The sequence below is a fragment of the Mycobacterium sp. NGS59 genome (assembly GCF_059812345.1).
In genome coordinates this window covers 175,089-195,756 of the sequence record NZ_JCALCN010000008.1, presented here as the reverse complement: position 1 = coordinate 195,756, position 20,668 = coordinate 175,089, and the positions used below count along the sequence as shown (strand labels likewise).

The window sequence follows — 20,668 nt, the reverse complement described above, 5'->3', positions numbered from 1 at the left end:
ACTTCTACACCCTGTAGTTGAAGCGGCCGCAGCGGCTGGGACACTGGTCGGCATGGGTGATGGCGGTCCGGCGAGCGCGCGGGTAGCGGCGTCCGCGCGGCTGTTCGGCGAGGCCGGCTCGGTCATTCCCGGGGGAGTCAACTCGCCGGTGCGGGCGTTCACCGCGGTGGGGGGGACTCCGCGCTTCATCACGCAGGCCAATGGCTGCCGACTCACCGACGCCGACGGCAACACCTACGTCGACCTGGTCTGTTCCTGGGGTCCGATGATCCTGGGCCACGCGCACCCCGCCGTCGTCGACGCCGTGGTCAAGGCCGCCGCCGACGGTCTGTCGTTCGGCGCTCCGACCCCGGCCGAGACCGAACTGGCCGCCGAGATCATCGGGCGGGTGGACCCCGTGCAGCGCATCCGGTTGGTGAACTCCGGTACCGAGGCCACCATGAGCGCGATCCGCCTGGCGCGCGGCTACACCGGACGTCCGAAGATCGTCAAGTTCTCCGGCTGCTACCACGGGCACGCCGACGCGTTGCTCGTCGACGCCGGCTCGGGAGTGGCGACCCTGGGTTTGCCGTCCTCACCCGGGGTCACCGGTGCGGCCGCGGCCGACACAATCGTGTTGCCGTACAACAACATTGAGGTAGTGCGGGAACTCTTCGCGCAACACGGCGAGCAGATCGCCGCCGTGATCACCGAGGCCAGTCCCGGAAACATGGGTGTGGTGCCACCCGCGCCCGGTTACAACGCCGCACTGCGCAGCATCACCGCCGAACACGGCGCGCTGCTGATCGTGGATGAGGTGATGACCGGCTTCAGAGTCAGCCGAAGTGGTTGGTACGGAATCGATCCCGTCGATGCCGACCTGTTCACCTTCGGCAAGGTGATGAGCGGCGGACTGCCGGCCGCGGCGTTCGGTGGCCGGGTCGAGGTGATGGAGCGACTGGCCCCCCTGGGTCCGGTGTATCAGGCCGGCACCCTGTCGGGTAACCCGGTGGCGGTGGCCGCGGGGCTGGCGACGCTGCGGACCGCCGACGACGCGGTGTATGCCGCGCTGGACGCCAACGCCGACCGGCTGGCCGCGCTGCTCACCGAGTCGCTCACCGCGGCCGGTGTCCCACACCAGATTCCGCGGGCCGGGAACATGCTCAGCGTGTTCTTCGCCGAGGCGCCGGTCACCGATTTCGCCACCGCTCGCGCCAGCCAGACCTGGCGTTACGCGCCGTTCTTCCATGCCCTGCTCGACGCGGGCATCTATCCACCGTGCAGCGCTTTCGAGGCGTGGTTCGTCTCGGCCGCGCTTGACGACGGTGCTTTCGGACAAATCGCCGACGCGTTGCCCGCCGGCGCTGCCGCAGCGGCCGCGGCACAGGAGGACCAAATCTGATGGCCGAGACGACCAGGGTGCACGTGGTGCGCCACGGCGAAGTGCACAACCCCACCGGTGTCCTGTACGGCCGGCTGCCCGGATTCCGGCTGTCGGACAACGGCGTCGCGCAGGCGGCCGCGGTCGCCGACTTCCTGGCCGACCGCGACATCGTCGCGGTGATCGCCTCTCCGCTGAAGCGCGCACAGGAGACCGCCGCACCCATCGCAGCGCGGCACAACCTGACCGTGGACACCGACCCCGACCTGATCGAATCGGCCAACTTCTTCGAGGGCAAGCCGATGAGTCCGGGCGATGGGGCCTGGCGTAGCCCGCGGTACTGGTGGCAGCTGCGCAACCCGTTCCGGCCGTCCTGGGGCGAGCCCTACATCGAGGTCGCGACCCGGATGGCGGGCGCGGCGGAAAAGGCACGCGCGCGCGGCGCCGGCCACGAGGCGGTGTGCGTGAGTCACCAACTGCCGGTGTGGACGCTGCGCCTGCACCTGACCGGCAAGAAGCTCTGGCACGACCCGCGGCGCCGGCAATGCGCCCTGGCCTCGGTGACCACGCTGGTCTACGACGACGACCGCCTGGTCGACGTGGAGTACTCCGAGCCGGCGGCCCCGTGAGGCTCTTGGCTGTTGCCGTACTGGTGCTGGCCGGGCTGCTGACCGGCTGCTCCGGGCGCGACGCCGTCGCCCAGGGCGGCACGTTCGAGTTCGTGTCGCCGGGCGGCAAGACCGACATCCGCTACGACCCGCCGGAAAGTCGCAGCCGGCCGGGACCGTTGTCCGGGCCCAGCCTTACCGACCCCGCGCGCACCCTGTCGCTGGACGATTTCCGGGGAAACGTCGTCGTCGTCAACGTGTGGGGCCAATGGTGCGGCCCGTGCCGGGCCGAGATCACCCAACTGCAGCGGGTGTACGACGCCACCCGCTACTCGGGGGTCTCCTTCCTGGGGATCGACGTGCGCGACAACAGCCGGCAAGCGGCGCTGGACTTCGTCAACGATCGGCACGTGACGTTCCCGTCGATCTACGACCCGCCGATGCGCACTTTGATCGCGTTCGGCGGTAAATACCCGACCACGGTGATTCCGTCCACGCTGGTGCTGGACCGCCAGCACCGGGTGGCCGCGGTTTTCCTGCGTGAACTGCTGGCCGAGGATCTGCAGCCGGTCGTGCAGCAGGTGGCCGCCGAAGCGCCTGCCGCTGCGAGGTCGGGGCCGCAGTGAGTGGTTTCGCCCACCTCGCCGCCGCCGGCCCGCTGGTGGTCGCGCTCGGAGTGTGCATGTTGGCCGGGCTGGTGTCGTTCGCGTCGCCGTGTGTGGTGCCGCTGGTGCCGGGTTACCTGTCGTATCTGGCGGCGGTGGTCGGCGTCGAGGAAGAACAAGAGTGCCCCGGCACGCTCAAGGCTCCGCCCGCGGCGCGTTGGCGAGTGGCCGGGTCTGCGCTGTTGTTCGTCGCCGGGTTCACGACGGTGTTCGTGCTGGGCACTGTCGTCGTGCTCGGCATGACCGCGGCGCTGATCGACAACCAGCTGGTGCTGCAGCGGGTCGGCGGCGTGCTCACCATCGTCATGGGATTGGTGTTCGTGGGACTCATCCCGGCGCTGCAACGTCAGGTCCGCTTCAGCCCCCGTCAGGTGACGACGACGGTCGGCGCGCCGCTGCTGGGCGCGGTGTTCGCGCTGGGCTGGACGCCCTGCCTGGGGCCGACGCTGACCGGGGTGATCACGGTGGCCTCGGCGACCGACGGCGCCAACGTGGCGCGCGGCATCGCGCTGGTGATCGCCTACTGCCTGGGGCTGGGCATCCCGTTCGTGGTGTTGGCGTTGGGCTCGGCCCAGGCGGTGACCGCGCTGGGCTGGTTGCGCCGGCACACCAGGGCAATCCAGGTCTTCGGTGGCGTGCTGCTGATCTCGGTGGGCGTGGCGCTGGTCACCGGGGTGTGGAACGACTTCGTGTCCTGGCTGCGCGACGCGTTCGTCTCCGACGTGAGGCTGCCGATCTGATGACCCCCAGAGAGGCGCGAGGGGCGCCCGAGGTGGCGCGAGCAGACGCAAAAGCACCTGGCACGGGCCCTCTGGCGGGGCTTTTGCGTCTGCTCGCCCCGAGAAAGCTCGCGGGCAAGGCGCGCAACACCTGGCGGTCGCTGACCTCGATGGGCACCGCGCTGGTGCTGCTGTTCCTGCTCGCGCTGGGCGCGATTCCCGGAGCTCTACTGCCGCAGCGCAGCCTCAACGCAGCCAAGGTCGAGGAGTACCTGCACACCCACCCGATGATCGGCCCGTGGCTCGACGAGTTGCAGGCCTTCGACGTGTTCTCCAGCTTCTGGTTCACCGCCATCTACGTGCTGCTGTTCGTGTCCCTGGTGGGGTGTCTGACGCCGCGGATCCTCGAACACGCCCGCAGCCTGCGCGCCACCCCGGTGGCCGCGCCCCGCAACCTGGCGCGGCTGCCCAAGCACGCCGAGGCACGACTCGCGGCCGACCCCGCCGAGGTGAACGCGCTGGCCAACACCATCAAGGACCGGCTGCGCGGATGGCGCACCGCGATCAGACACCACGACCAATCCGTCGAGGTCTCCGCGGAGAAGGGCTACCTGCGCGAGTTCGGCAACCTGGTGTTTCACTTCTCGCTGCTGGGTTTGTTGGTCGCGGTGGCCGTCGGCAAGCTGTTCGGCTACGAGGGCAACGTGATCGTCATCGCCGACGGTGGCCCCGGCTTCTGTTCGGCGTCCCCGGCAGCGTTCGACTCGTTCCGGGCGGGCAACACCGTCGACGGTACCGCGCTGCACCCGATCTGCCTGCGGGTCAACAACTTTCAGGCGCACTATCTACCGTCGGGGCAGGCCACGTCGTTCGCCGCAGACATCGCCTACCAGGCCGGTGGCGATCTGGACGCCAACATCTGGCGGCCCTACCGGCTGGAGGTCAACCACCCGCTGCGGGTAGGCGGCGACCGGGTCTATCTGCAGGGCCACGGGTACGCGCCCACCTTCACCGTGACGTTCCCGGACGGGCAGACCCGCACCTCGACCGTGCAGTGGCGACCCGACAACCCGCAGACCATGTTGTCCTCCGGCGTCGCGCGCATCGACCCGCCGGCCGGCAGTTATCCCACCGCCGAGGAGCGGCGCCAACACCAGATCGCGATCCAGGGTCTGCTGGCCCCGACCGAGCAACTCGACGGCGCCCTGCTGTCGTCGCGGTTTCCGGCGCTCAACGCCCCGGCGGTGGCCATCGACGTCTACCGCGGCGACACCGGCCTGGACACCGGCCGGCCCCAGTCGTTGTTCGACCTGGACCCCCGGCTGATCGAACAGGGCAGGCTGACCAAGGAGAAGCGGGTCAACCTGCGCGTCGGCGAGCAGGTCCGCATCGACCGGGGCCCGGCCGCGGGCACCGTCGTGCGCTTCGACGGCGCCGTGCCGTTCGTCAACGTGCAGGTCTCGCACGACCCCGGCCAGTACTGGGTACTGGTCTTCGCGATCACGATGATGGCCGGACTGCTGGTGTCGCTGCTGGTGCGCCGCCGCCGGGTGTGGGTCCGGCTCCTGCCGGACCCCGACCGCCCCGGTACGGTGAACGTCGAATTGGGCGGCCTGGCGCGCACCGACAACTCGGGGTGGGGTGACGAGTTCGAGCGGCTGACCCAGCGGCTACTGGACGGGCTGGGTGACGGGGACGCACCTGCCGGCATCCCCGCTGGCATTTCCCCGAAGGCCGGAAGGGACGTCACGTGAACACCTCTAATATCGACATCGATCTGGCCCGCTACTCGGACTGGGCGTTCACCTCGGCCGTGGTGGCCTTGGTCGTCGCGTTGTTGCTGCTGGCCTACGAGCTGGCCTACACCCGCGCCCGCAAGCTCGAGCCGGTCGCCGCGGGCGGCGTCAGCACCGACAGCGTCATCCCCGGGGTCGTGTCGGACACCCCGCAGCGACCATTCGACGAACGCGTCGGGCGCGCCGGCCTGGCCGTGCTGTACCTGGGTATCGGGTTGCTCTTCGCCTGCATCGTGCTGCGCGGCCTGGCCACCATGCGGGTGCCGTGGGGCAACATGTACGAGTTCATCAACCTGACCTGCATGTCGGGCCTGTTCGCCGGCGCGATCGTGCTGCGCCGCCCGCAGTACCGCCCGCTGTGGGTGTTCCTGCTGCTGCCCGTGCTGATCCTGCTGACGGTGTCGGGTCGTTGGCTCTACGCCAACGCCGCGCCGGTGATGCCCGCCTTGCAGTCCTACTGGCTGCCCATTCACGTCTCGGTGGTCAGCCTGGGGTCCGGGGTGTTCCTGGTCGCCGGGATCTGCAGCATCCTGTTCCTGCTGCGCACCTCGCGTTTCGGCGACCCGGGCACCGAGGGCAGGCTGGCGCAGCTGGTGCAGCGCTTCCCCGACGCCCAGACGCTGGACCGGATCGCCTACCGAACCACGATCTTCGCCTTTCCGGTGTTCGGGTTCGGCGTCATCTTCGGCGCGATCTGGGCCGAGGAGGCCTGGGGCCGCTACTGGGGTTGGGACCCCAAGGAGACGGTGTCGTTCATCGCGTGGGTGGTCTACGCGGCCTACTTGCATGCCAGGTCGACGGCCGGGTGGCGGGACCGGAAGGCCGCCTGGATCAACGTCGCAGGATTCGTCGCGATGGTCTTCAATCTCTTCTTCGTTAACCTGGTGACCGTCGGACTGCACTCCTACGCGGGTGTGGGCTGAGGCGACAAAGGGGGAGCAGCGAGTGTCAGAACATCCGACGCCGGGCGTGGGGACGCCACGCGTCCACCCGGGCACCGGATCCGACGTCAATGCCGACCAGCAGACCGTCCAGGCGCAGCAGCCAGAGGCGACGACCCGGGCTTTCGCCGGGTTCCGCACCGAGCGGCGGACTCCCGCCGCCGCGGACAGCGCCGTCGGGTCGGCCAGCATGGCGCCGCCGCCGCAACCGGTCGAATTGCCGCACGCCCGGCCGCAGTGGGAGCCCGCACCGTCGACGGGACCGGTGACCGCGGTGACCCGGGTGGACCCGACGGCCTACGGCGCCTACTACCCCGGGCCGCCCGACCAAGCGGGAACCGCGGAGCGGCCCCAGTTCCGTCCGGAGCCGCTGCCGCAGACGCCGTATCCGGAGCTGTCGAGCACCGTGCTGCTGCGACCGGTGAAGCCGCCGCCGTCGGAGGGTTGGCGACGGGCGCTGTACGTGTTATCGGGCCAGCTGATCAACCTGGGCGAGAGCCCGCGGGCGATGCGGCACAACAACCTGGTCGCCCAGATCAACCGACCGCTGCGCGGCAGCTACCGGATCGCGGTGCTCTCCCTGAAGGGCGGGGTGGGTAAGACCACCATCACCGCGACCCTGGGATCGACGTTCGCGTCCGTGCGCGGCGACCGGGTGGTGGCCGTGGACGCCAACCCCGACCGCGGCACGCTGAGCCAGAAGCTGCCACTCGAGACACCGGCCACCGTGCGGCATCTGCTGCGCGACGCGAAGAGCATCGATCGTTACAGCGACGTCCGCAGCTACACGTCGCAGAACGAGAGCGGGCTGGAAGTGCTGGCCTCGGAGAACGATCCGACGGTGTCGGAGGCGTTCAGCGGTGACGACTACACCCGGATCGTGGACATCCTGGACCGCTTCTACGGCCTGGTGCTCACCGACTGCGGCACCGGCCTGCTGCATTCGACGATGTCGGCGATCCTGGCCAAGTCCGACGTGCTGGTCGTGGTCGCTTCTGGGTCCATCGACGGTGCCCGCAGTGCCTCGGCGACGCTGGACTGGCTGGAAGCACATGGGCACGAAGACCTGGTCCGCAACTCGATTGCGGTGATCAACGCGGTCCGCTCCCGCTCCGGCAAAGTCGACATGCAGAAGGTGGTCGACCACTTCGCGCGGCGTTGCCGTGCGGTACGGGTGGTGCCGTTCGACGCCCACCTCGAGGAGGGCGCCGAGATCAGCCTGGATCGGTTGAAGCGCGAAACCCGCGATGCTCTCGCCGAATTGGCTGCGGTGGTCGCCGAGGGTTTCCCGGGCGACGCGCGGCGCGCCAACCCGAACTTCGTCTAACGGGGTTTGTTGTCGCCAAGCCGGCGCAGGAACTCCGGATCGTCGTCGGGTCCGATGACGCGGGTCCGCGGCGGGCTCGTCTGCGACCGCGCCGCACGCCAGCCGAGATAGATCAGCGTCCCTGAGATCAGGACGACGAGCAGGTAAAGCACGCGACACCTCCTCCAAGCGAATATACCCGCGACGTAGTCTCAAGATGTGTCAGAAGCGCGTCGCGACAAGAGCACTGGCGTGATCGCCGTCGTCGTCTACGCGGTGGCCCGACTGGTGCTGGTGGTGGTGATCGGCGGTGCGATCTACGGAATCGCGCGCCTGCTCGGGGTGGACGATTTCCCGGTCGCCGTCGCCGGGCTGTTCGGACTGGTCGTGGCGATGCCGCTGGGCATGTGGGTGTTCAGCCCGCTGCGACGACGGGCGACGACCGCGCTCGAGGCGGCCGGGTCGCGGCGGCGGGCGGAACGCGATCAGTTGCATGCCCGGCTGCGGGGCGAGCAGGCGGCTGAAAAGGACCAGATCTAGGCGTCGCTGTGCTGCGGCAACCGCACCACTTGCGCGGCGTAGGTCAGCCCGGCGCCATAGCCGATCAGTAGCGCCAGATCGCCCGGCTTGCCCAGCCCGGTTTCCATCAAATCGGCGATGGCCAGCGGAATGGACGCCGCCGACGTGTTCCCGGCGTGCTCGATGTCGTTGGCGACGACGGTGTCCGGGCGCAGCTGCAGGTTCTTGACCAGCAGGTCGTTGATCCGGGTATTGGCTTGATGGGGCACGAACACGTCGATCTGGTCGGGTCCGATCCCGGCCGCCTCGAGCGCCCGCCGGCCGACGTCGCCCATCTTGAACGCCGCCCAACGGAACACCGCCGGGCCTTCGAGCCGCACGAACGGACGCGGCCCGCTGGGATTCTGGGCGAAGGTGATCCAGTCGATGTCCTGCCGGATGGCATTGGACTGTTCACCGTCGCTGCCGGCAACGGTCGGACCGATGCCCTGCTCGGACGTCTCGCCCACCACCACGGCCGCGGCGCCGTCGGCGAAGATGAAGCAGTTGCCGCGGTCGTACATGTCGATCGTGGGCGACAGCTTTTCGGTGCCGACCACCAGCATCTTCGCGGTCACCCCGCCGCGGATCATGTCGGCCGCGGTGCCCAGAGCGTAGCCGAAGCCGGCGCATCCCGCGGACAGATCGAAGCCGAGCACATCCTTGGCGCCCAGTGCCGCCGCGACCATCGGGGCCGCCGGTGGGGTCTGCAGGAAATGCGTGTTGGTGGTGACGATGACACCGTCGATGTCGGCCGCGGTCAGCGACGCGTTGGACAGCGCCCGTCGGCAGGCTTCGGCTGCCATCGACGCGGCGGATTCGTCATCCGCGGCGAACCGGCGCGTCTTGATGCCGGTACGGGAGTAGATCCACTCGTCGGAGGAGTCGATGTTCTGGCAGATCTCGTCGTTGGTGACGACGCGTTCCGGGCGGTAGGCCCCGACGCTGAGCAATCCGACCTTCTTGGGGCCGCTGGCCGAGGCGATCTCAGACATGGCCGTCCTTCCCGCGTCAACTCGAGCTCCCTCAAGGGACTCTAGGCGTGCCGGTGCCGGTCGTTCATCCGGGTCTAAGGCTTCAGCGCAGTTTGGACAGGCAAAGCACGATCGGTGGTGAATACGCGGTGGTCTGGACCCATTCGCCGCTCGAGCAGTTGGACGTGCTGGTGGTGCGTTTGACCACTCGGTCGGTGGCGCTGCTCGAGCCGCAGCTCGCGGCCGAGACCGTCACCTCGCGGCTGCCGTCACGCTTGACTGCACCCGGCACCCGCCGGATGCAGTCACCGACCTTGGCGGCTTTGATCGTCCGCGCGGAGGCGTCGGGACTGTTGCGCGACGGGGTGGTGGTGCGCGGCGCCGCCGAGTGCCGGGTGTCCGTCCGGTGCAGCACCGAACCGAGGCTGGCCATGAAGACCAGCGCGACGACGACGGCGATCGCGGACAGCGCCGTGCCGACATATCCGATGGCCAGGCCGGCGATGGCCAGTCCGCGCCCATCCTGGCCGGTCCGCTTGATCTGGGACAGCGAGATGTGGCCCAAGATGATCCCCAGCGGAGCCAGGACCAGCGAACACACCAGGGCCGCGATCGCCAGCGGGTTCGTCGGCCGACTCGGCGGATTAGGCGGATAAGGCGGATTAGGCGGATAGGGCGGATACGGTGACTGACCGTCGTACGGCGTGTTCATGAAACCCCCTGCAGCACAGTGGTTTGCGCTGTATGTCCTGGACCGGACAGTAAGGTATCACCCCGCCAGCGTCAGCGCGCCGGCCACCGCTGTCGCCCAGATCACCATGACCAGGCCGGTGTCGCGCAGCACCGGGATCAATTCCTGCCCGCCGCGACCGGAGCGCACCGGGCGGTCGGCGCGCAGCGCCAGCGGCGTGGCCACCAGACCCGCCGCGCACCACGGCGTCGCCAACATCAGCACCAGCGTCAACAGGCCGGTGAGCGCCAGCAGCGCGTGGTAGAGCACCCGGGTGCGACCGTCGCCCAACCGGACCGCCAGCGTGATCTTGCCGGACACGGTGTCGGTGGGGATGTCGCGCAGGTTGTTGGCGACCAGCACCGACGACGAGAGCGCCCCGATCGCCACCGCCAGCACCACGCCCACCCAGTCGATCCGCAAAGCCTGCGTGTACTGGGTGCCGAGAACGGCGGTCAACCCGAAGAACACGAACACCGCGGCCTCACCCAGCCCGGAGTAGCCGTACGGCTTGGATCCGCCGGTGTACAACCAGGCCGCGGCGACACACGCGATCCCGACCCCGATCAGCCACGGCCCGCTGACCAACGCCAGCGCCAACCCCGAACAGCAGCCGAGGAACAGGCTGACCAGCGCCGCCGTGGCCACCGCTCGCGGGGTGGCCAGGCGCGACCCCACCAGGCGCATCGGGCCGGCCCGCACGTCGTCGGTGCCGCGGATGCCGTCGGAGTAGTCGTTGGCGTAGTTGACACCGACGATGAACGGGACCGCAACCCCCAGCGCCAGCAGCGCCTTCCACCACACCGCCGCGTGCAACCAGGCGGCCGCGCCGGTGCCCGCGATGACGGGTGCCACCGCGTTCGGCAGCGTCCGCGGACGAGCGCCGGACACCCACTGGGCAATAGTGGCCACCAACGCATCCTGCCCTATGCCCGACAATGGGCGGATGCTCGGAGTGATCGGTGGCACCGGCTTCTACACGTTTTTCGAGTCCGACACCCGCACCGTGTCGGTGGACACCCCGTGGGGCCGGCCCAGCGCACCCCTCACGATCGGTGCCGTCGGCGGGCACGAGGTGGCGTTTCTGCCGCGGCACGGCGCCAAGCACGAATTCTCGGCGCACACCGTGCCCTACCGGGCCAACATGTGGGCGCTGCGCTCGGTGGGGGTGCGGCGGGTGTTCGCCCCGTGCGCGGTCGGCAGCCTGGATCCCGAGGTCGGGCCGGGCACGGTGGTGGTTCCCGACCAGCTGATCGATCGCACCAGCGGCCGGGCGGACACCTACTTCGATTCCGGCGGGGTGCACACCAGTTTCGCCGACCCGTACTGTCCGGCGCTGCGGACGGCCGTCACCGGACTGCCCGACGCCCCTGATCTCGTCGACGGCGCCACCATGGTGGTGATCCAGGGTCCCCGGTTTTCCACCCGCGCGGAGAGCCGGTGGTTCGCCGCGGCGGGGTTCCAGCTGATCAACATGACCGGCTACCCAGAGGCGATACTCGCCCGGGAACTCGAATTGTGTTATGCGGCAATCGCTTTGATCACCGATGTCGATGCCGGCGTGGAGGTGGGAGAAGGCGTGACCGGTGTGGACGTGTTCGCCGAGTTCGAGAAGAACATCCCGATGTTCAAGGACCTGGTGCGTGCGGCCATCGGCCGGGTCGCCGCCGAGCGCACCTGCACGCACTGCCGGCGGCACGCCGGGGTCCCGTTGCCGTTCGAGTTGCCATGAGGGTGTTGCTGACGGGAGCGGCGGGGTTCATCGGCTCCCGGATCGCAGCCGCGCTGCGGGCGGCCGGTCATGAGGTGGTCGGGGTGGACGTGCTGCTGCCCGCCGCGCACGGGCCGAACCCGGTGCTGCCGGAGGGTTGCCATCGGGTCGACGTCCGCGACGCCGGCGCCCTGGCCCCGCTGCTGGGCGGCATCGACCTGGTGTGTCATCAGGCCGCGATGGTGGGGGCCGGGGTGAACGCCGCGGACGCACCCGAATACGGCGGCCACAACGACTTCGGCACGACGGTGTTGCTGGCGCAGATGTTCGCCGCCGGGGTGTCGCGTCTGGTGCTGGCCTCGTCGATGGTCGTCTATGGCCAGGGCCGGTACCGGTGCCCGCAACACGGATCGGTCGACCCGTTGCCGCGCCGGCGCGCCGACCTGGACGCCGGCAGCTTCGAGCACCGCTGCCCGCAGTGTGGGCAACCGGTCACCTGGCAGCTGGTGGACGAGGACGCCGCGCTGCGACCGCGCAGCCTGTATGCGGCCAGTAAGACCGCGCAGGAGCACTACGCACTGGCCTGGTCGGAGGCGACCGGCGGTTCGGTGGTCGCGTTGCGCTACCACAACGTCTACGGTCCCGGCATGCCGCGCGACACCCCCTATTCGGGGGTGGCGGCCATCTTCCGTTCGTCGCTCGAGAAGGGTGAGGCCCCACAGGTTTTCGAGGACGGCGGCCAGATGCGTGACTTCGTCCACGTCGACGACGTCGCCGCCGCGAACCTGGCCGCGGCCGGCGTCGACCACGGCGGTTTCGTCGCGGCCAATGTCTGTTCCGGGCAACCGATTTCGATCCTGGAGGTGGCGACCGCGTTGTGCGCGGCCCGCGGTTCGTCGCTGGTGCCCGCCGTCACCGGCCGGTACCGCAGCGGGGACGTGCGCCACATCGTCGCCGACCCGGCCCGGGCCGCGGATGTCCTCGGGTTCCGGGCGGCCGTGCCGCCCACCGAGGGGTTGCGCGAGTTCGCGTTCGCGCCGCTGCGTTAGGACGGGTTGTTGGGCGGCCGATAGATCTTCGGGCGCGGCCCGGTCTGACCCGGACGGAAGATCCGCGGTGACGGCCCCGGCCCGGACAGCACCGTCGTCGGCGCGTCGTGCCCGCCACCGGGGACGCTGAACTGGGTCGTCCGGGCTTCCGACGGCGGCGGCGGCGGACCGCCGGGACGGGTCGGGATGGGCACGGGCGGCCGTGTCTGCCCGGTCGATCCGGTGGCGGGGCGCTGCCGGCGCGGCCGGCGCCGCGGTTTGCGGATGCGTCCGGCCACGATCACCGCGAGGAAGGTGCACAGCGCGAGCCCGCACAGCGTCACGTCGAAGGTGCTGGCGATCTGCTGCGCGAGGTCGTTGCCGTAGACGGGGTTGACCGAGACCTGCTCGAACCGGGGAGCCAGCACGACGCCGAGAATCACCCGGGAGATCATCAGGGTGAACACCAACCCGCTCAACCAGACCAGCAGCCGCGATCGCAGTGCCCCCTGGGCCAGCTTGGTGCGCAGCCACCACGCCAGGGCCCCGGTGGCCAGGTCGAACGTGGCCAGCGTCACGGTGTCATAGCGCGAATACGGGTAGTCCAGCATCACCGCGACCACCAGGTCGGTGATTCTCATCAGCATCGACCCCAGGCACCAGACGACGATCAGCGTCAGGCTCTTGCGGATCGCGGTGCGCCAGATCTCCCGGTCGGCGCGCGTCTGGGCGGAGCTGAACAGGGCCAGCGGCGCGAACAACGCCGCGGCGCCGGCCCACGCCAGGAAGCCTTCGTAGCCGACGCCGGCCGTCGAGGTGTTCTGCGCGATGCCGTGGAATGCGTCGATCTCACGACCGACCGGCAAACTCCACACCAGGATCCCGGCGAGCAGCGTGGAAGTGCCCAGCGCCAGCGTCGCGAGCCGGGATCCGTGGGTGTTGCGCAGGACCCACCGCGAGGCGACCAGGACGGCGGTCAGTGCCACCGCCCCGTACACCAACGCCGTCAGGATCACCGTGGTGTTGCGGGTACCGAAGGCTTCCGACCCGTTGATGCCCTGTAGGGCGTACCGCAACCGCCAGCACAGGTTGAAACCGGCGCTGAGCGAGGCTCCGAACATCGAGGCATATCCGAGCAGCCGCGCCGCGCGCAGCCACCGGTGGTACCGCTGCTCGTCGGTGACCGGGCTGGTGAGCACCGGTTGTGCGCTCAACAGCGCACCGGCGAACCCGAGCCAGCCGCCCGGGCCGACGCCGCCGGGCACGTGGACCTGACCGCCGAATTTGATGGATTGGATTACGTCGAACCCGATGAATCCCGCGAGCAGTAGCAGGTAGGGGATGTTCAGGCTCAGCCGCAGCCGCGCGGCGGTGACGGGGTCGAGTCGCAGGAACGACGTCAGGGCCGCCGCCAGCGACAGCAGCGTCACCAGCCCCAGCAACCCCCACAGCAGCGTGCTGCTGCCCGGGATGCCCAGCCCGAAGTACAGGTTCCACGGGAACAGCGGCGCGAGGACGAGCAGCACGGCGGCGATCAGGTCGCGGATGGTGTTGCGTCGCTTCGTCAGAACTCCGGGCGCCTCGGGCGCCGTTCGCGCGGCCGGCGCAGACCCCGGGCCGGCAGCCGTCCGTTGCGTGCCCACGATGGGGCCGGTCGGCGTTTCGTCGCTACTGACGCTCACGAGGCCCCCAGGGGTCGAGGTCGGGTGCTGCTGGCGCGGGTCGGTCGTGCGGCAAGGGAACCCCCTGCCGGGGCCACTGCGTTGTTCGGTTTGCGAACATATTCTCCATTCGGACGAGGCGGCAGTGGCTGTGAGCAGGTTATGAAGACCGTTGGGATCCGCACTGAGCGTCCCCGCCGGTTCGGAATCCGGTTACGCTGCGCTCATAGGGAAGGAACCTTGTCGCCCGAAATGACGAATATTGCCTGACGGTATCGCAGTTTAATTATGCCGGGACATTGCTGGTTGTGGGGTAGCCAGCTCGAAGGAGAGAGCCGCAGATGGACGTCGTGTTGGGGGTGGCGGTCACGGGCCGGGTCGCACGCCTGGCCCTAGTCGACGCGGCCGCCCGCGGTAACGAGGTGATCGATCAGTATTCGGTCGATCTCGCCGGAGACCCGATCAGAGCACTGACTGACACCGTGGTCGGCACCCATCGGTTGCTGGCCGGCGAGGGACACCGGCTGCTCGCGACCGAGTTGAATTGGCCCGACCGGTACCGGGTCGACCAGCTGGCGCAGGCCCTGGGCTACGCCGGCGTGACGAATATCCAGGTGATCTCCGAGCCGCAGGGGTTCAGGGGACGCCCGGGAGTGGGGAGTGCGGTCGCCGCGGCCCTGCTGTTCGGCAGTCAGATGAGGAGTCCGTCGGCATCTGCCGATCCGGACGCACCGCCGACGATGATGGGTTCCTCGCCGATGGACGGCGGTTACAGTCCCGGAGCCGACGCGACCATGGCGGCTCCGGCCGTGTCGCCGGATGCGACCATGGCGGCTCCGGCGCTGGGGGACGGCGGCGGTTACGGGCCGACGGGTTCGGGTGTCGATCAGTCGGTGCCCGGGGACGGCGGCTTCGGGCCCGCCGGCTCGACCATGGCGCAACCGGCGCTTCCCGGCGACGGCGGCGGGTCGGCCGGCTCGGGCGTGGATCAGTCGGGGCTGCCCGGAGACGGCGGATTCGGCTCTTCCGGGGGCGGCGGCGGGTATGGCTCGCCGATCGAGAACCCGCATCTGCCTGCCGATCACGGCGGTTTCGGACCGCCCGGCTCGGGCGCCGATCAATCGGCCTTTCCCGCCGACGCCACGATGGCGGCGCCGATCTCGGGTGACGGCGGTGGGAACTCCGGCCAGGGTGTGACGTCGGGTGATCCGACTCTGGTCTCGTATTCGCAGTCGTATCCCGATGGGGGTGTGTCGTCGGGCGACCCCGGTCTTGCCGGCGACCCGCACGGCCATGCGTACTTCCACTCCGGTGCCCCGGCGGGTGACCCCGGTGTACCGGGGGACGCGACCGCCGTCATGCAGCCCGCCGACGGCGGGGCGCCGGCATCGGGGGACGAGCAGTTGGCGTACTCGCAAGCCAGCGAATACGACATCCTGCCGGTGGACACCGACGGCATGGACGACTACGGCGACGAGTACGGCGAGGAATTCGACGACGGGTTCGACGAGGACGATCCCGACGCCGCCGGCAGCCAGCCCCAGAGTCTGCGGCGGTTGCTGATCAGCAACGCCGTCGTGGGCTTCGCGGTCCTGGGTTTTTCGTCGTTGGCGGTGGCGGTCGCGGTCACCGTCCGTCCGACCGCGGCGTCCCTTCCGGTCGAAGGCCATCAGAACGCGCAGCCGGGCAAGTTCATGCCGCTGTTGCCGACCGAGCAGCAGGCGCCCGTGCCGCCCCCGCCGCCCGAGGCCCCGACGGTCGGGTTCCAGGGCGGCACCGTTCCCGCTGTCCAGGTGCCGCGACAGCAGACCTCGCCCGGGGCCCCGGCCGCCCCGATCCCGAATCAGGTGCCGGCCGCTCCGGTTCCCGTCCCGGTGCCGGTCATCATTCCGTACCCGGGCTGGCGGCCGGGCATGCCGACGTGGCCGGTGGCGACGCCGACGACCCCGCCGACCACGTCGTACACCACCCCGTCCACCACGCCGCCGACGACGCCGCCCACCACCACGGCGGTCACCACCCCGCCGACCACCACGGCGGTCACCACCACGCCGGCCACCACGCCTCCCACTACGACGGTGGTCACCACCCCGCCGACCACTCAGGCGCCGCGGACCACGACGATTCCGCCCACGACGGTCGCCCCGACCACCGTGGCTCCGACCACCGTCGCTCCGCGACCGTCCACCGCCGCTCCGCAACCCACCCAGGCCCCGACGCAGCAGACGGTGGCACCGCCGACCCAGGCGCCGCAGACCCAGGCGCCGGCGCCGCGCACCCAGGCGCCGCAGACTCAGGCACCGGCGCCGCGCACCCAAGCCCCGCAGACCCAGGCGCCGGTGCCGCGCACCCAGGCCCCGCAGACCCAGGCGCCGCGGACGCCGAGCGGTCCCCGGTGAGCTGATCCGGCGGGATCAGGGGTCTGCCGTGTCCGACGTGACCGTGGTGCTGCCGTGTCTGAACGAGGAAGAATCCCTGCCGGCCGTGCTGGCCGCGATTCCCGACGGCTACCAAGCGCTGGTGGTGGACAACAACAGCACCGACGGCACCGCGCAGGTCGCCGCCCGGCACGGCGCGCGAGTGGTCGCCGAGCAGCGACCGGGTTACGGCGCGGCGGTGCATGCCGGCGTGGAAGCCGCGACGACGCCGATCGTCGCGGTGATCGACGCCGACGGCTCGATGGACGCCGGTGACCTGCCCCGACTGGTCGCCGAACTGCAGCGCGGCGCCGACATGGTGACCGGCCGGCGCCGCCCGGTGCCCGGCCTGCACTGGCCGTGGGTGGCGCGCGTCGGCACGGTGGTGATGAGCTGGCGGTTGCGCACCCGACACCGCCTACCGGTACACGACATCGCGCCGATGCGGGTGGCGTGGCGCGATGCGTTGCTGAATCTGGGCGTCGTCGACCGACGGTCGGGGTATCCGCTCGAACTGCTGGTCCGTGCCGCCGCCGCGGGCTGGCGAGTGGTCGAACTCGACATCAGTTACGGCCCGCGCACGGGCGGCAAGTCGAAGGTGAGCGGGTCGCTGCGGGGCAGCATCACCGCGATCGTCGACTTCTGGAAGGTGATTTCGTGACCTTGCCGGTCACCGTGCTGGTGGTGGCGAAAGCGCCGGAACCGGGCCGCGCCAAGACCCGGTTGGCGGCGACGGTCGGCGACGAGGTCGCCGCGCACATCGCTGCCGCCGCCCTGCTGGACACCCTGGACGCGGTGGCTGCGACGCCGGTGGCCGCCCGGGTCGTCGCGTTGACCGGTGATCTGGACAATGCCGCCGGTGCCACCGACATCCGGCAACGGCTGGGGTCCTTCACGGTCATCGAGCAACGCGGTGCGGACTTCGCCGAGCGGCTCGCCAACGCCCACGCCGACGCCGGCGGAGACGCCCCGGTGCTGCAGATCGGGATGGACACCCCGCAAGTGAGCGCCGGGTTGTTGGCCGACTGCGCCCGGCGGCTGCTCGAGTCGACCGGGGTGCTCGGGCTGGCCCGCGACGGCGGCTGGTGGGTGCTGGGACTACCCGACGGCACCGCCGCGCACTGCCTGCGCGGGGTGCCGATGTCACAGCCGGACACCGGCGAGCTGACTCTGAAAGCGTTGCACGACAACGGTATCGACGTGGCACTGGTGCAGCAGCTGGACGACGTCGACGTGATCGACGACATTGCCGCGGTACGCCGAGCCTGCGACCCGCAGAGTCGCTTTGCCCGCGTCACCCGGACGGCCGGGCTGTGAACACCTCTACCAGTTGGTGAAGACGACGCTGTTCAGCAGCAGCGCCCCGGCTGCGTTCACCGCCAGCCACCACCGATGCGACCGCACCGGCAGCAGCGCCGGCGCGGCGGTCAGCCAGATGGTGAACGGCAGCCAGATGCGCTCTGTCTCGGCCTTGCTCAGCATGCTGAGGTCGGCGCAGACGATGGCGGCCAACGCCGCCAGCAACAGCAGATGCACACCCGAGCGGCGGTGGACCGCGGCTCGGTCGAATACCCGGCTGATCCCGGCGACGCTGCCCAGGCCGATCGCACAGACCGTGCACGCCAGGTTGCCCCAAACCCAATACTGAAACGGCCGGTCCTGGGCGACGCCCTGCCAATAGCGTTGCTGCACAAGCTCATAGCCGTCGAACCAGAAGAAGCCCGCCTGCGCGAACGTCACCGCCACCGCCACCGCGGCGAGCAACGCCGGTCCCAGAGCCCGTATCCAGGCACGCCGATCCGGTGCCGAGATCAGCACCGCCACCGCCGGCAGACCCAGCAGCACCAGTCCGTAGCTGAGGAAGACGCTCCAGCCCAGCAACACACCCGAGGCCGCGGCCACCAGTGCGGGAAACCGGGCCGCACCGTGCACCGCCACCGCCAGCAACGCGATCCCCCACGCCGCGACCCCGGCGAAATAACCGTCGGCCGACACCGCCACCCAGATCGCCGTCGGTGCGACGGCCACGAACGGCGCTGCGCGGCGGGCCAGCTCTTCATCGGCCAGCACCCGCACGGCCACCAGCACCGCTGCCGCCGCGCTGGAACCCGCCAGCAGACACAACAGGCCGGCCCAGGCGCCGCCGTGCAACCCGATCCGGTCGAGCCAGACGAACGTCAGCAGCGCACCCGGCGGATGGCCGGAGACATGGGTGGCCCACGAGTGCGGCTGGAAGTCGAGGATCCGGCCGGCGAACGTGCGCAAGGTCGCGCTGATGTCGCCGACGCCGGGCACCTCGGCGAGGTATTCGTCGCGGGTGGTCAGGCGGCCGGCGAAACCGCGTTGCCAGCCGTCGATCATCGCCAGCGAGAACGCCCACGCGCAAGCAATCGCCCAGCTGCCCACGGTCAACGCCCGCCACGAAAGACGTTGTGCCACAGCCGGACCCCACCACACGACAACGGCGGCAATCACGATCGCCGGCACCGTGCCCCAGCCGACGTGGGCATCCCAGTAGCCGAAAATCGGCGTGGCGCCGGCGCGGGTGCCGAACCGGTCCAGGCCGGTGTCGCGGCGCGGGTCGATTCCCCAACCGATCCGCGGCAGCACGAACGCGGCGGTCACGAGTATGACCGCGGCCGTCACAGCCAGCACTTCCCGCCGTGCGATTCTCACGAAAGATCAGCCTAGAGAACCGAACCGCTGCATCAGGGCCACTCGGTCGACCTTGCCGATGCCCCGGCGCGGGAGTTCCTCGACAAAATGCAGGTCGCGGGGCGCGGCGGTGAGGTCCAGGGTCTGTGCGACGTGGGTTCGTAGCGCGTCCAGTGTCGGCGCCGGCGACCCCGCGCCCAGCACGATCGCGGCGACGACCCGTTGGCCCAACCGATTGTCGGGGACACCGAAGACCGCGCAGTCGGCCACCGCCGGGTGGGTGCGCAGCGCGGCCTCGACCGGATCCGGCAGCACGGTCAACCCGCCGGTGCTGATCGCGTCGTCCACCCGGCCCAGGACGGTAAGCGTCCCCGAATCGTCCAGCGCGCCAAGGTCGTCGGTCACGTACCAGCCGGGTTCGGCGAACGGGTCGGGGTCCACCGGATTGCGGTAACCACGGGCCAGGGTGGCCCCGCCCAGCACGATGCGACCTTCGGGGCGCACCCGCAGCCCCACCCCGTCGAGCGGCACGCCGTCGTAGACGCAACCTCCCGCCGTCTCGCTCATGCCGTAGGTGCGTACCACGGTGATCCCGGCGTCGGCTGCCGCGTCGAGCACCGGACGCGGCGCCGGTCCGCCACCCAGCAGCACCGCGTCCAATTCGGCGACCGCCGCGGCGGCGGCGGGATCCGCCAGCACCTTGGCCAACTGCGCGGCCACCAGCGACGTGTAACGCCGCCCGGACCCCAATCGCCTTACCGCAGAGGGCAATTCGCCGATGTCGAAGCCGGCGGATACGTCCAGCTCGACGGGTGCGGCACCGGCGATCACACTGCGGACCAACACCTGCAGGCCGGCGATGTGATATGGCGGCACGGCCAGCAGCCAGCGACCGGGTCCGCCGAGGCGCCGGTGGGTGGCCGCGGCGCTCGCGCTCAGCGCACTGGCGGTCAGCAACGCTCCCTTGGGAGGTCCGGTGGTCCCCGACGTCGTTACCACCAGGGCGATCTCGTCGTCGATGTCCTCGCCGACCCGCAGGGCGCGCGCAACGGCATCGGAGCCGGGCTGGTCCGGCACGACGACGAGCGCGGGTTGCTGTCCGTCGAGCATGCGTTGCAGGACCGGCAGCAGCAGGGCGCTGGCCGAGCCCGGCGGGACGCGCAGCGCCCCCAGGACGGCTATGTGTGGTCTCCGTTGTCGCGGGCGTCGTCGAGCGGCCAGCCGCTGGCGGCCAACCGGGTTCGGACGCGTTCGACGTCCTCGGGTGCGGGCAGTTCGTCGGTGAGTTGCGTGATCGCCACGCCGATGTCGATGTTGTCGATGTTGAGTTCGCCACGCCGCGTCAATTCGGTTGCGACGGTCTTGATTTCGTCGTTGGTGAGCCGACGCGCCAGCAACGCCAGTACCGCGAACGAGTCCGTCGGCGGAATGCCTTCCGGATATCCCGCACGCAGCCACGAGACGATCGAGCTGAGGAATCGGTTCATTGTGCGATCAACTTACCCGGCGGATCGGTGCCGAAAACTAGGTCGACCGGGG

At 70.1% G+C, this 20,668-nt stretch carries 21 protein-coding genes; 13 read left to right on the top strand and 8 right to left on the bottom strand.

All coding sequences use genetic code 11. The features are described from left to right. The first annotated feature begins 52 nt into the window (after positions 1-52). The 7 genes from hemL to AC5Y46_RS12245 all read left to right on the top strand — a co-directional run bounded on the left by hemL (position 53) and on the right by AC5Y46_RS12245 (position 7,416). The gene (gene hemL / locus AC5Y46_RS12275; RefSeq protein WP_499991262.1) at positions 53-1,381 is read left to right on the top strand and encodes a glutamate-1-semialdehyde 2,1-aminomutase; all 1,329 of its coding nucleotides are present in this window, start codon (positions 53-55) and stop codon (positions 1,379-1,381) included. After that, positions 1,381-1,989, top strand: a complete 609-nt coding sequence (locus tag AC5Y46_RS12270; RefSeq protein WP_499991260.1) for a histidine phosphatase family protein — start codon at positions 1,381-1,383, stop codon at positions 1,987-1,989. The genes hemL and AC5Y46_RS12270 overlap by 1 nt, the downstream gene beginning before the upstream one ends. Further along, the gene (locus AC5Y46_RS12265) at positions 1,986-2,594 is read left to right on the top strand and encodes a TlpA disulfide reductase family protein (protein ID WP_499991259.1); all 609 of its coding nucleotides are present in this window, start codon (positions 1,986-1,988) and stop codon (positions 2,592-2,594) included. Before AC5Y46_RS12270 ends, AC5Y46_RS12265 begins: the two co-directional genes overlap by 4 nt. Then, the gene (locus AC5Y46_RS12260) at positions 2,591-3,373 is read left to right on the top strand and encodes a cytochrome c biogenesis CcdA family protein (RefSeq protein WP_499991258.1); all 783 of its coding nucleotides are present in this window, start codon (positions 2,591-2,593) and stop codon (positions 3,371-3,373) included. The genes AC5Y46_RS12265 and AC5Y46_RS12260 overlap by 4 nt, the downstream gene beginning before the upstream one ends. A gap of 149 nt (positions 3,374-3,522) precedes the next feature. After that, positions 3,523-5,106 (top strand): cytochrome c biogenesis protein ResB, encoded by a 1,584-nt coding sequence (locus AC5Y46_RS12255; protein ID WP_499991303.1) that lies wholly within the window; start codon positions 3,523-3,525, stop codon positions 5,104-5,106. Beyond that, complete coding sequence (gene ccsB / locus AC5Y46_RS12250) at positions 5,103-6,071, top strand: c-type cytochrome biogenesis protein CcsB (RefSeq protein WP_499991256.1); 969 nt, start codon at positions 5,103-5,105, stop codon at positions 6,069-6,071. Before AC5Y46_RS12255 ends, ccsB begins: the two co-directional genes overlap by 4 nt. A gap of 22 nt (positions 6,072-6,093) precedes the next feature. Continuing rightward, positions 6,094-7,416 carry a MinD/ParA family ATP-binding protein gene (locus AC5Y46_RS12245; RefSeq protein ID WP_499944266.1) on the top strand — a complete coding sequence of 441 codons (1,323 nt, stop codon included), beginning with the start codon at positions 6,094-6,096 and terminating at the stop codon, positions 7,414-7,416. Here the strand turns inward: AC5Y46_RS12245 and AC5Y46_RS12240 are convergent. Beyond that, positions 7,413-7,568 carry a hypothetical protein gene (locus AC5Y46_RS12240; protein WP_499944267.1) on the bottom strand — a complete coding sequence of 52 codons (156 nt, stop codon included), beginning with the start codon at positions 7,566-7,568 and terminating at the stop codon, positions 7,413-7,415. The genes AC5Y46_RS12245 and AC5Y46_RS12240 overlap by 4 nt on opposite strands. A 46-nt stretch (positions 7,569-7,614) precedes the next feature. Here AC5Y46_RS12240 and AC5Y46_RS12235 point away from each other — a divergent pair, with 46 nt between their 5' ends. After that, entirely contained in the window at positions 7,615-7,935 is a 321-nt protein-coding gene (locus AC5Y46_RS12235; protein ID WP_499991255.1) for a DUF4229 domain-containing protein, read from the top strand. Here the strand turns inward: AC5Y46_RS12235 and fabH are convergent. The 3 genes from fabH to AC5Y46_RS12220 form a co-directional block, all read right to left on the bottom strand. Continuing rightward, positions 7,932-8,948, bottom strand: coding sequence for a beta-ketoacyl-ACP synthase III (fabH, locus tag AC5Y46_RS12230; protein ID WP_499944269.1), 1,017 nt, complete (start codon positions 8,946-8,948; stop codon positions 7,932-7,934). The genes AC5Y46_RS12235 and fabH overlap by 4 nt on opposite strands. Positions 8,949-9,030: 82 nt before the next feature. Continuing rightward, a complete protein-coding gene (locus tag AC5Y46_RS12225; protein ID WP_499991252.1) occupies positions 9,031-9,639 on the bottom strand; it encodes a DUF4190 domain-containing protein in 609 nt (202 codons plus the stop codon). Between the two features lie 57 nt (positions 9,640-9,696). Next, positions 9,697-10,569, bottom strand: coding sequence for a 1,4-dihydroxy-2-naphthoate polyprenyltransferase (locus AC5Y46_RS12220; protein ID WP_499991251.1), 873 nt, complete (start codon positions 10,567-10,569; stop codon positions 9,697-9,699). Between the two features lie 34 nt (positions 10,570-10,603). Between AC5Y46_RS12220 and AC5Y46_RS12215 the strand changes: the two genes are divergently transcribed. Together AC5Y46_RS12215 and AC5Y46_RS12210 are read left to right on the top strand one after the other, a co-directional pair. After that, positions 10,604-11,389 carry an S-methyl-5'-thioadenosine phosphorylase gene (locus AC5Y46_RS12215; RefSeq protein WP_499991249.1) on the top strand — a complete coding sequence of 262 codons (786 nt, stop codon included), beginning with the start codon at positions 10,604-10,606 and terminating at the stop codon, positions 11,387-11,389. Further along, positions 11,386-12,417 carry an NAD-dependent epimerase/dehydratase family protein gene (locus AC5Y46_RS12210; RefSeq protein WP_499991247.1) on the top strand — a complete coding sequence of 344 codons (1,032 nt, stop codon included), beginning with the start codon at positions 11,386-11,388 and terminating at the stop codon, positions 12,415-12,417. The genes AC5Y46_RS12215 and AC5Y46_RS12210 overlap by 4 nt, the downstream gene beginning before the upstream one ends. On the opposite strand, the gene AC5Y46_RS12205 is transcribed toward AC5Y46_RS12210, so the two are convergent. Next, the gene (locus AC5Y46_RS12205) at positions 12,414-13,964 is read right to left on the bottom strand and encodes a DUF7937 domain-containing protein (protein ID WP_499991300.1); all 1,551 of its coding nucleotides are present in this window, start codon (positions 13,962-13,964) and stop codon (positions 12,414-12,416) included. The genes AC5Y46_RS12210 and AC5Y46_RS12205 overlap by 4 nt on opposite strands. 434 nt (positions 13,965-14,398) lie before the next feature. Here AC5Y46_RS12205 and AC5Y46_RS12200 point away from each other — a divergent pair, with 434 nt between their 5' ends. From AC5Y46_RS12200 to AC5Y46_RS12190, 3 genes are read left to right on the top strand one after another with little or no spacing between them, the layout of a single operon-like run. Beyond that, positions 14,399-16,456 carry a DUF7159 family protein gene (locus AC5Y46_RS12200; RefSeq protein ID WP_499991246.1) on the top strand — a complete coding sequence of 686 codons (2,058 nt, stop codon included), beginning with the start codon at positions 14,399-14,401 and terminating at the stop codon, positions 16,454-16,456. A gap of 28 nt (positions 16,457-16,484) precedes the next feature. Continuing rightward, positions 16,485-17,135 (top strand): glycosyltransferase family 2 protein, encoded by a 651-nt coding sequence (locus AC5Y46_RS12195; protein ID WP_499991245.1) that lies wholly within the window; start codon positions 16,485-16,487, stop codon positions 17,133-17,135. Next, a complete protein-coding gene (locus AC5Y46_RS12190; protein ID WP_499991244.1) occupies positions 17,132-17,791 on the top strand; it encodes a TIGR04282 family arsenosugar biosynthesis glycosyltransferase in 660 nt (219 codons plus the stop codon). The genes AC5Y46_RS12195 and AC5Y46_RS12190 overlap by 4 nt, the downstream gene beginning before the upstream one ends. Positions 17,792-17,797: 6 nt before the next feature. On the opposite strand, the gene AC5Y46_RS12185 is transcribed toward AC5Y46_RS12190, so the two are convergent. The 3 genes from AC5Y46_RS12185 to AC5Y46_RS12175 form a co-directional block, all read right to left on the bottom strand. Then, entirely contained in the window at positions 17,798-19,150 is a 1,353-nt protein-coding gene (locus tag AC5Y46_RS12185) for a hypothetical protein (protein ID WP_499991243.1), read from the bottom strand. Between the two features lie 6 nt (positions 19,151-19,156). After that, on the bottom strand, positions 19,157-20,239 hold the full coding sequence (menE, locus tag AC5Y46_RS12180; protein ID WP_499991242.1) for an o-succinylbenzoate--CoA ligase: 1,083 nt from the start codon (positions 20,237-20,239) through the stop codon (positions 19,157-19,159). 68 nt (positions 20,240-20,307) lie between these two features. Then, complete coding sequence (locus tag AC5Y46_RS12175; protein WP_499991239.1) at positions 20,308-20,616, bottom strand: DUF3349 domain-containing protein; 309 nt, start codon at positions 20,614-20,616, stop codon at positions 20,308-20,310. Between the last annotated feature and the right edge of the window lie 52 nt (positions 20,617-20,668).

Bases quoted from the DNA above. Each gene is read 5' to 3' on its own strand.
- hemL (WP_499991262.1), top strand. From the start codon at position 53: ATGGGTGATGGCGGTCCGGCGAGCGCGCGGGTAGCGGCGTCCGCGCGG.
- AC5Y46_RS12270 (WP_499991260.1), top strand. From the start codon at position 1,381: ATGGCCGAGACGACCAGGGTGCACGTGGTGCGCCACGGCGAAGTGCAC.
- AC5Y46_RS12255 (WP_499991303.1), top strand. From the start codon at position 3,523: ATGGGCACCGCGCTGGTGCTGCTGTTCCTGCTCGCGCTGGGCGCGATT.
- fabH (WP_499944269.1), bottom strand. From the start codon at position 8,948: ATGTCTGAGATCGCCTCGGCCAGCGGCCCCAAGAAGGTCGGATTGCTC.
- AC5Y46_RS12225 (WP_499991252.1), bottom strand. From the start codon at position 9,639: ATGAACACGCCGTACGACGGTCAGTCACCGTATCCGCCCTATCCGCCT.
- AC5Y46_RS12215 (WP_499991249.1), top strand. From the start codon at position 10,604: ATGCTCGGAGTGATCGGTGGCACCGGCTTCTACACGTTTTTCGAGTCC.
- AC5Y46_RS12210 (WP_499991247.1), top strand. From the start codon at position 11,386: ATGAGGGTGTTGCTGACGGGAGCGGCGGGGTTCATCGGCTCCCGGATC.
- AC5Y46_RS12200 (WP_499991246.1), top strand. From the start codon at position 14,399: ATGGACGTCGTGTTGGGGGTGGCGGTCACGGGCCGGGTCGCACGCCTG.
- menE (WP_499991242.1), bottom strand. From the start codon at position 20,239: ATGCTCGACGGACAGCAACCCGCGCTCGTCGTCGTGCCGGACCAGCCC.
- AC5Y46_RS12175 (WP_499991239.1), bottom strand. From the start codon at position 20,616: ATGAACCGATTCCTCAGCTCGATCGTCTCGTGGCTGCGTGCGGGATAT.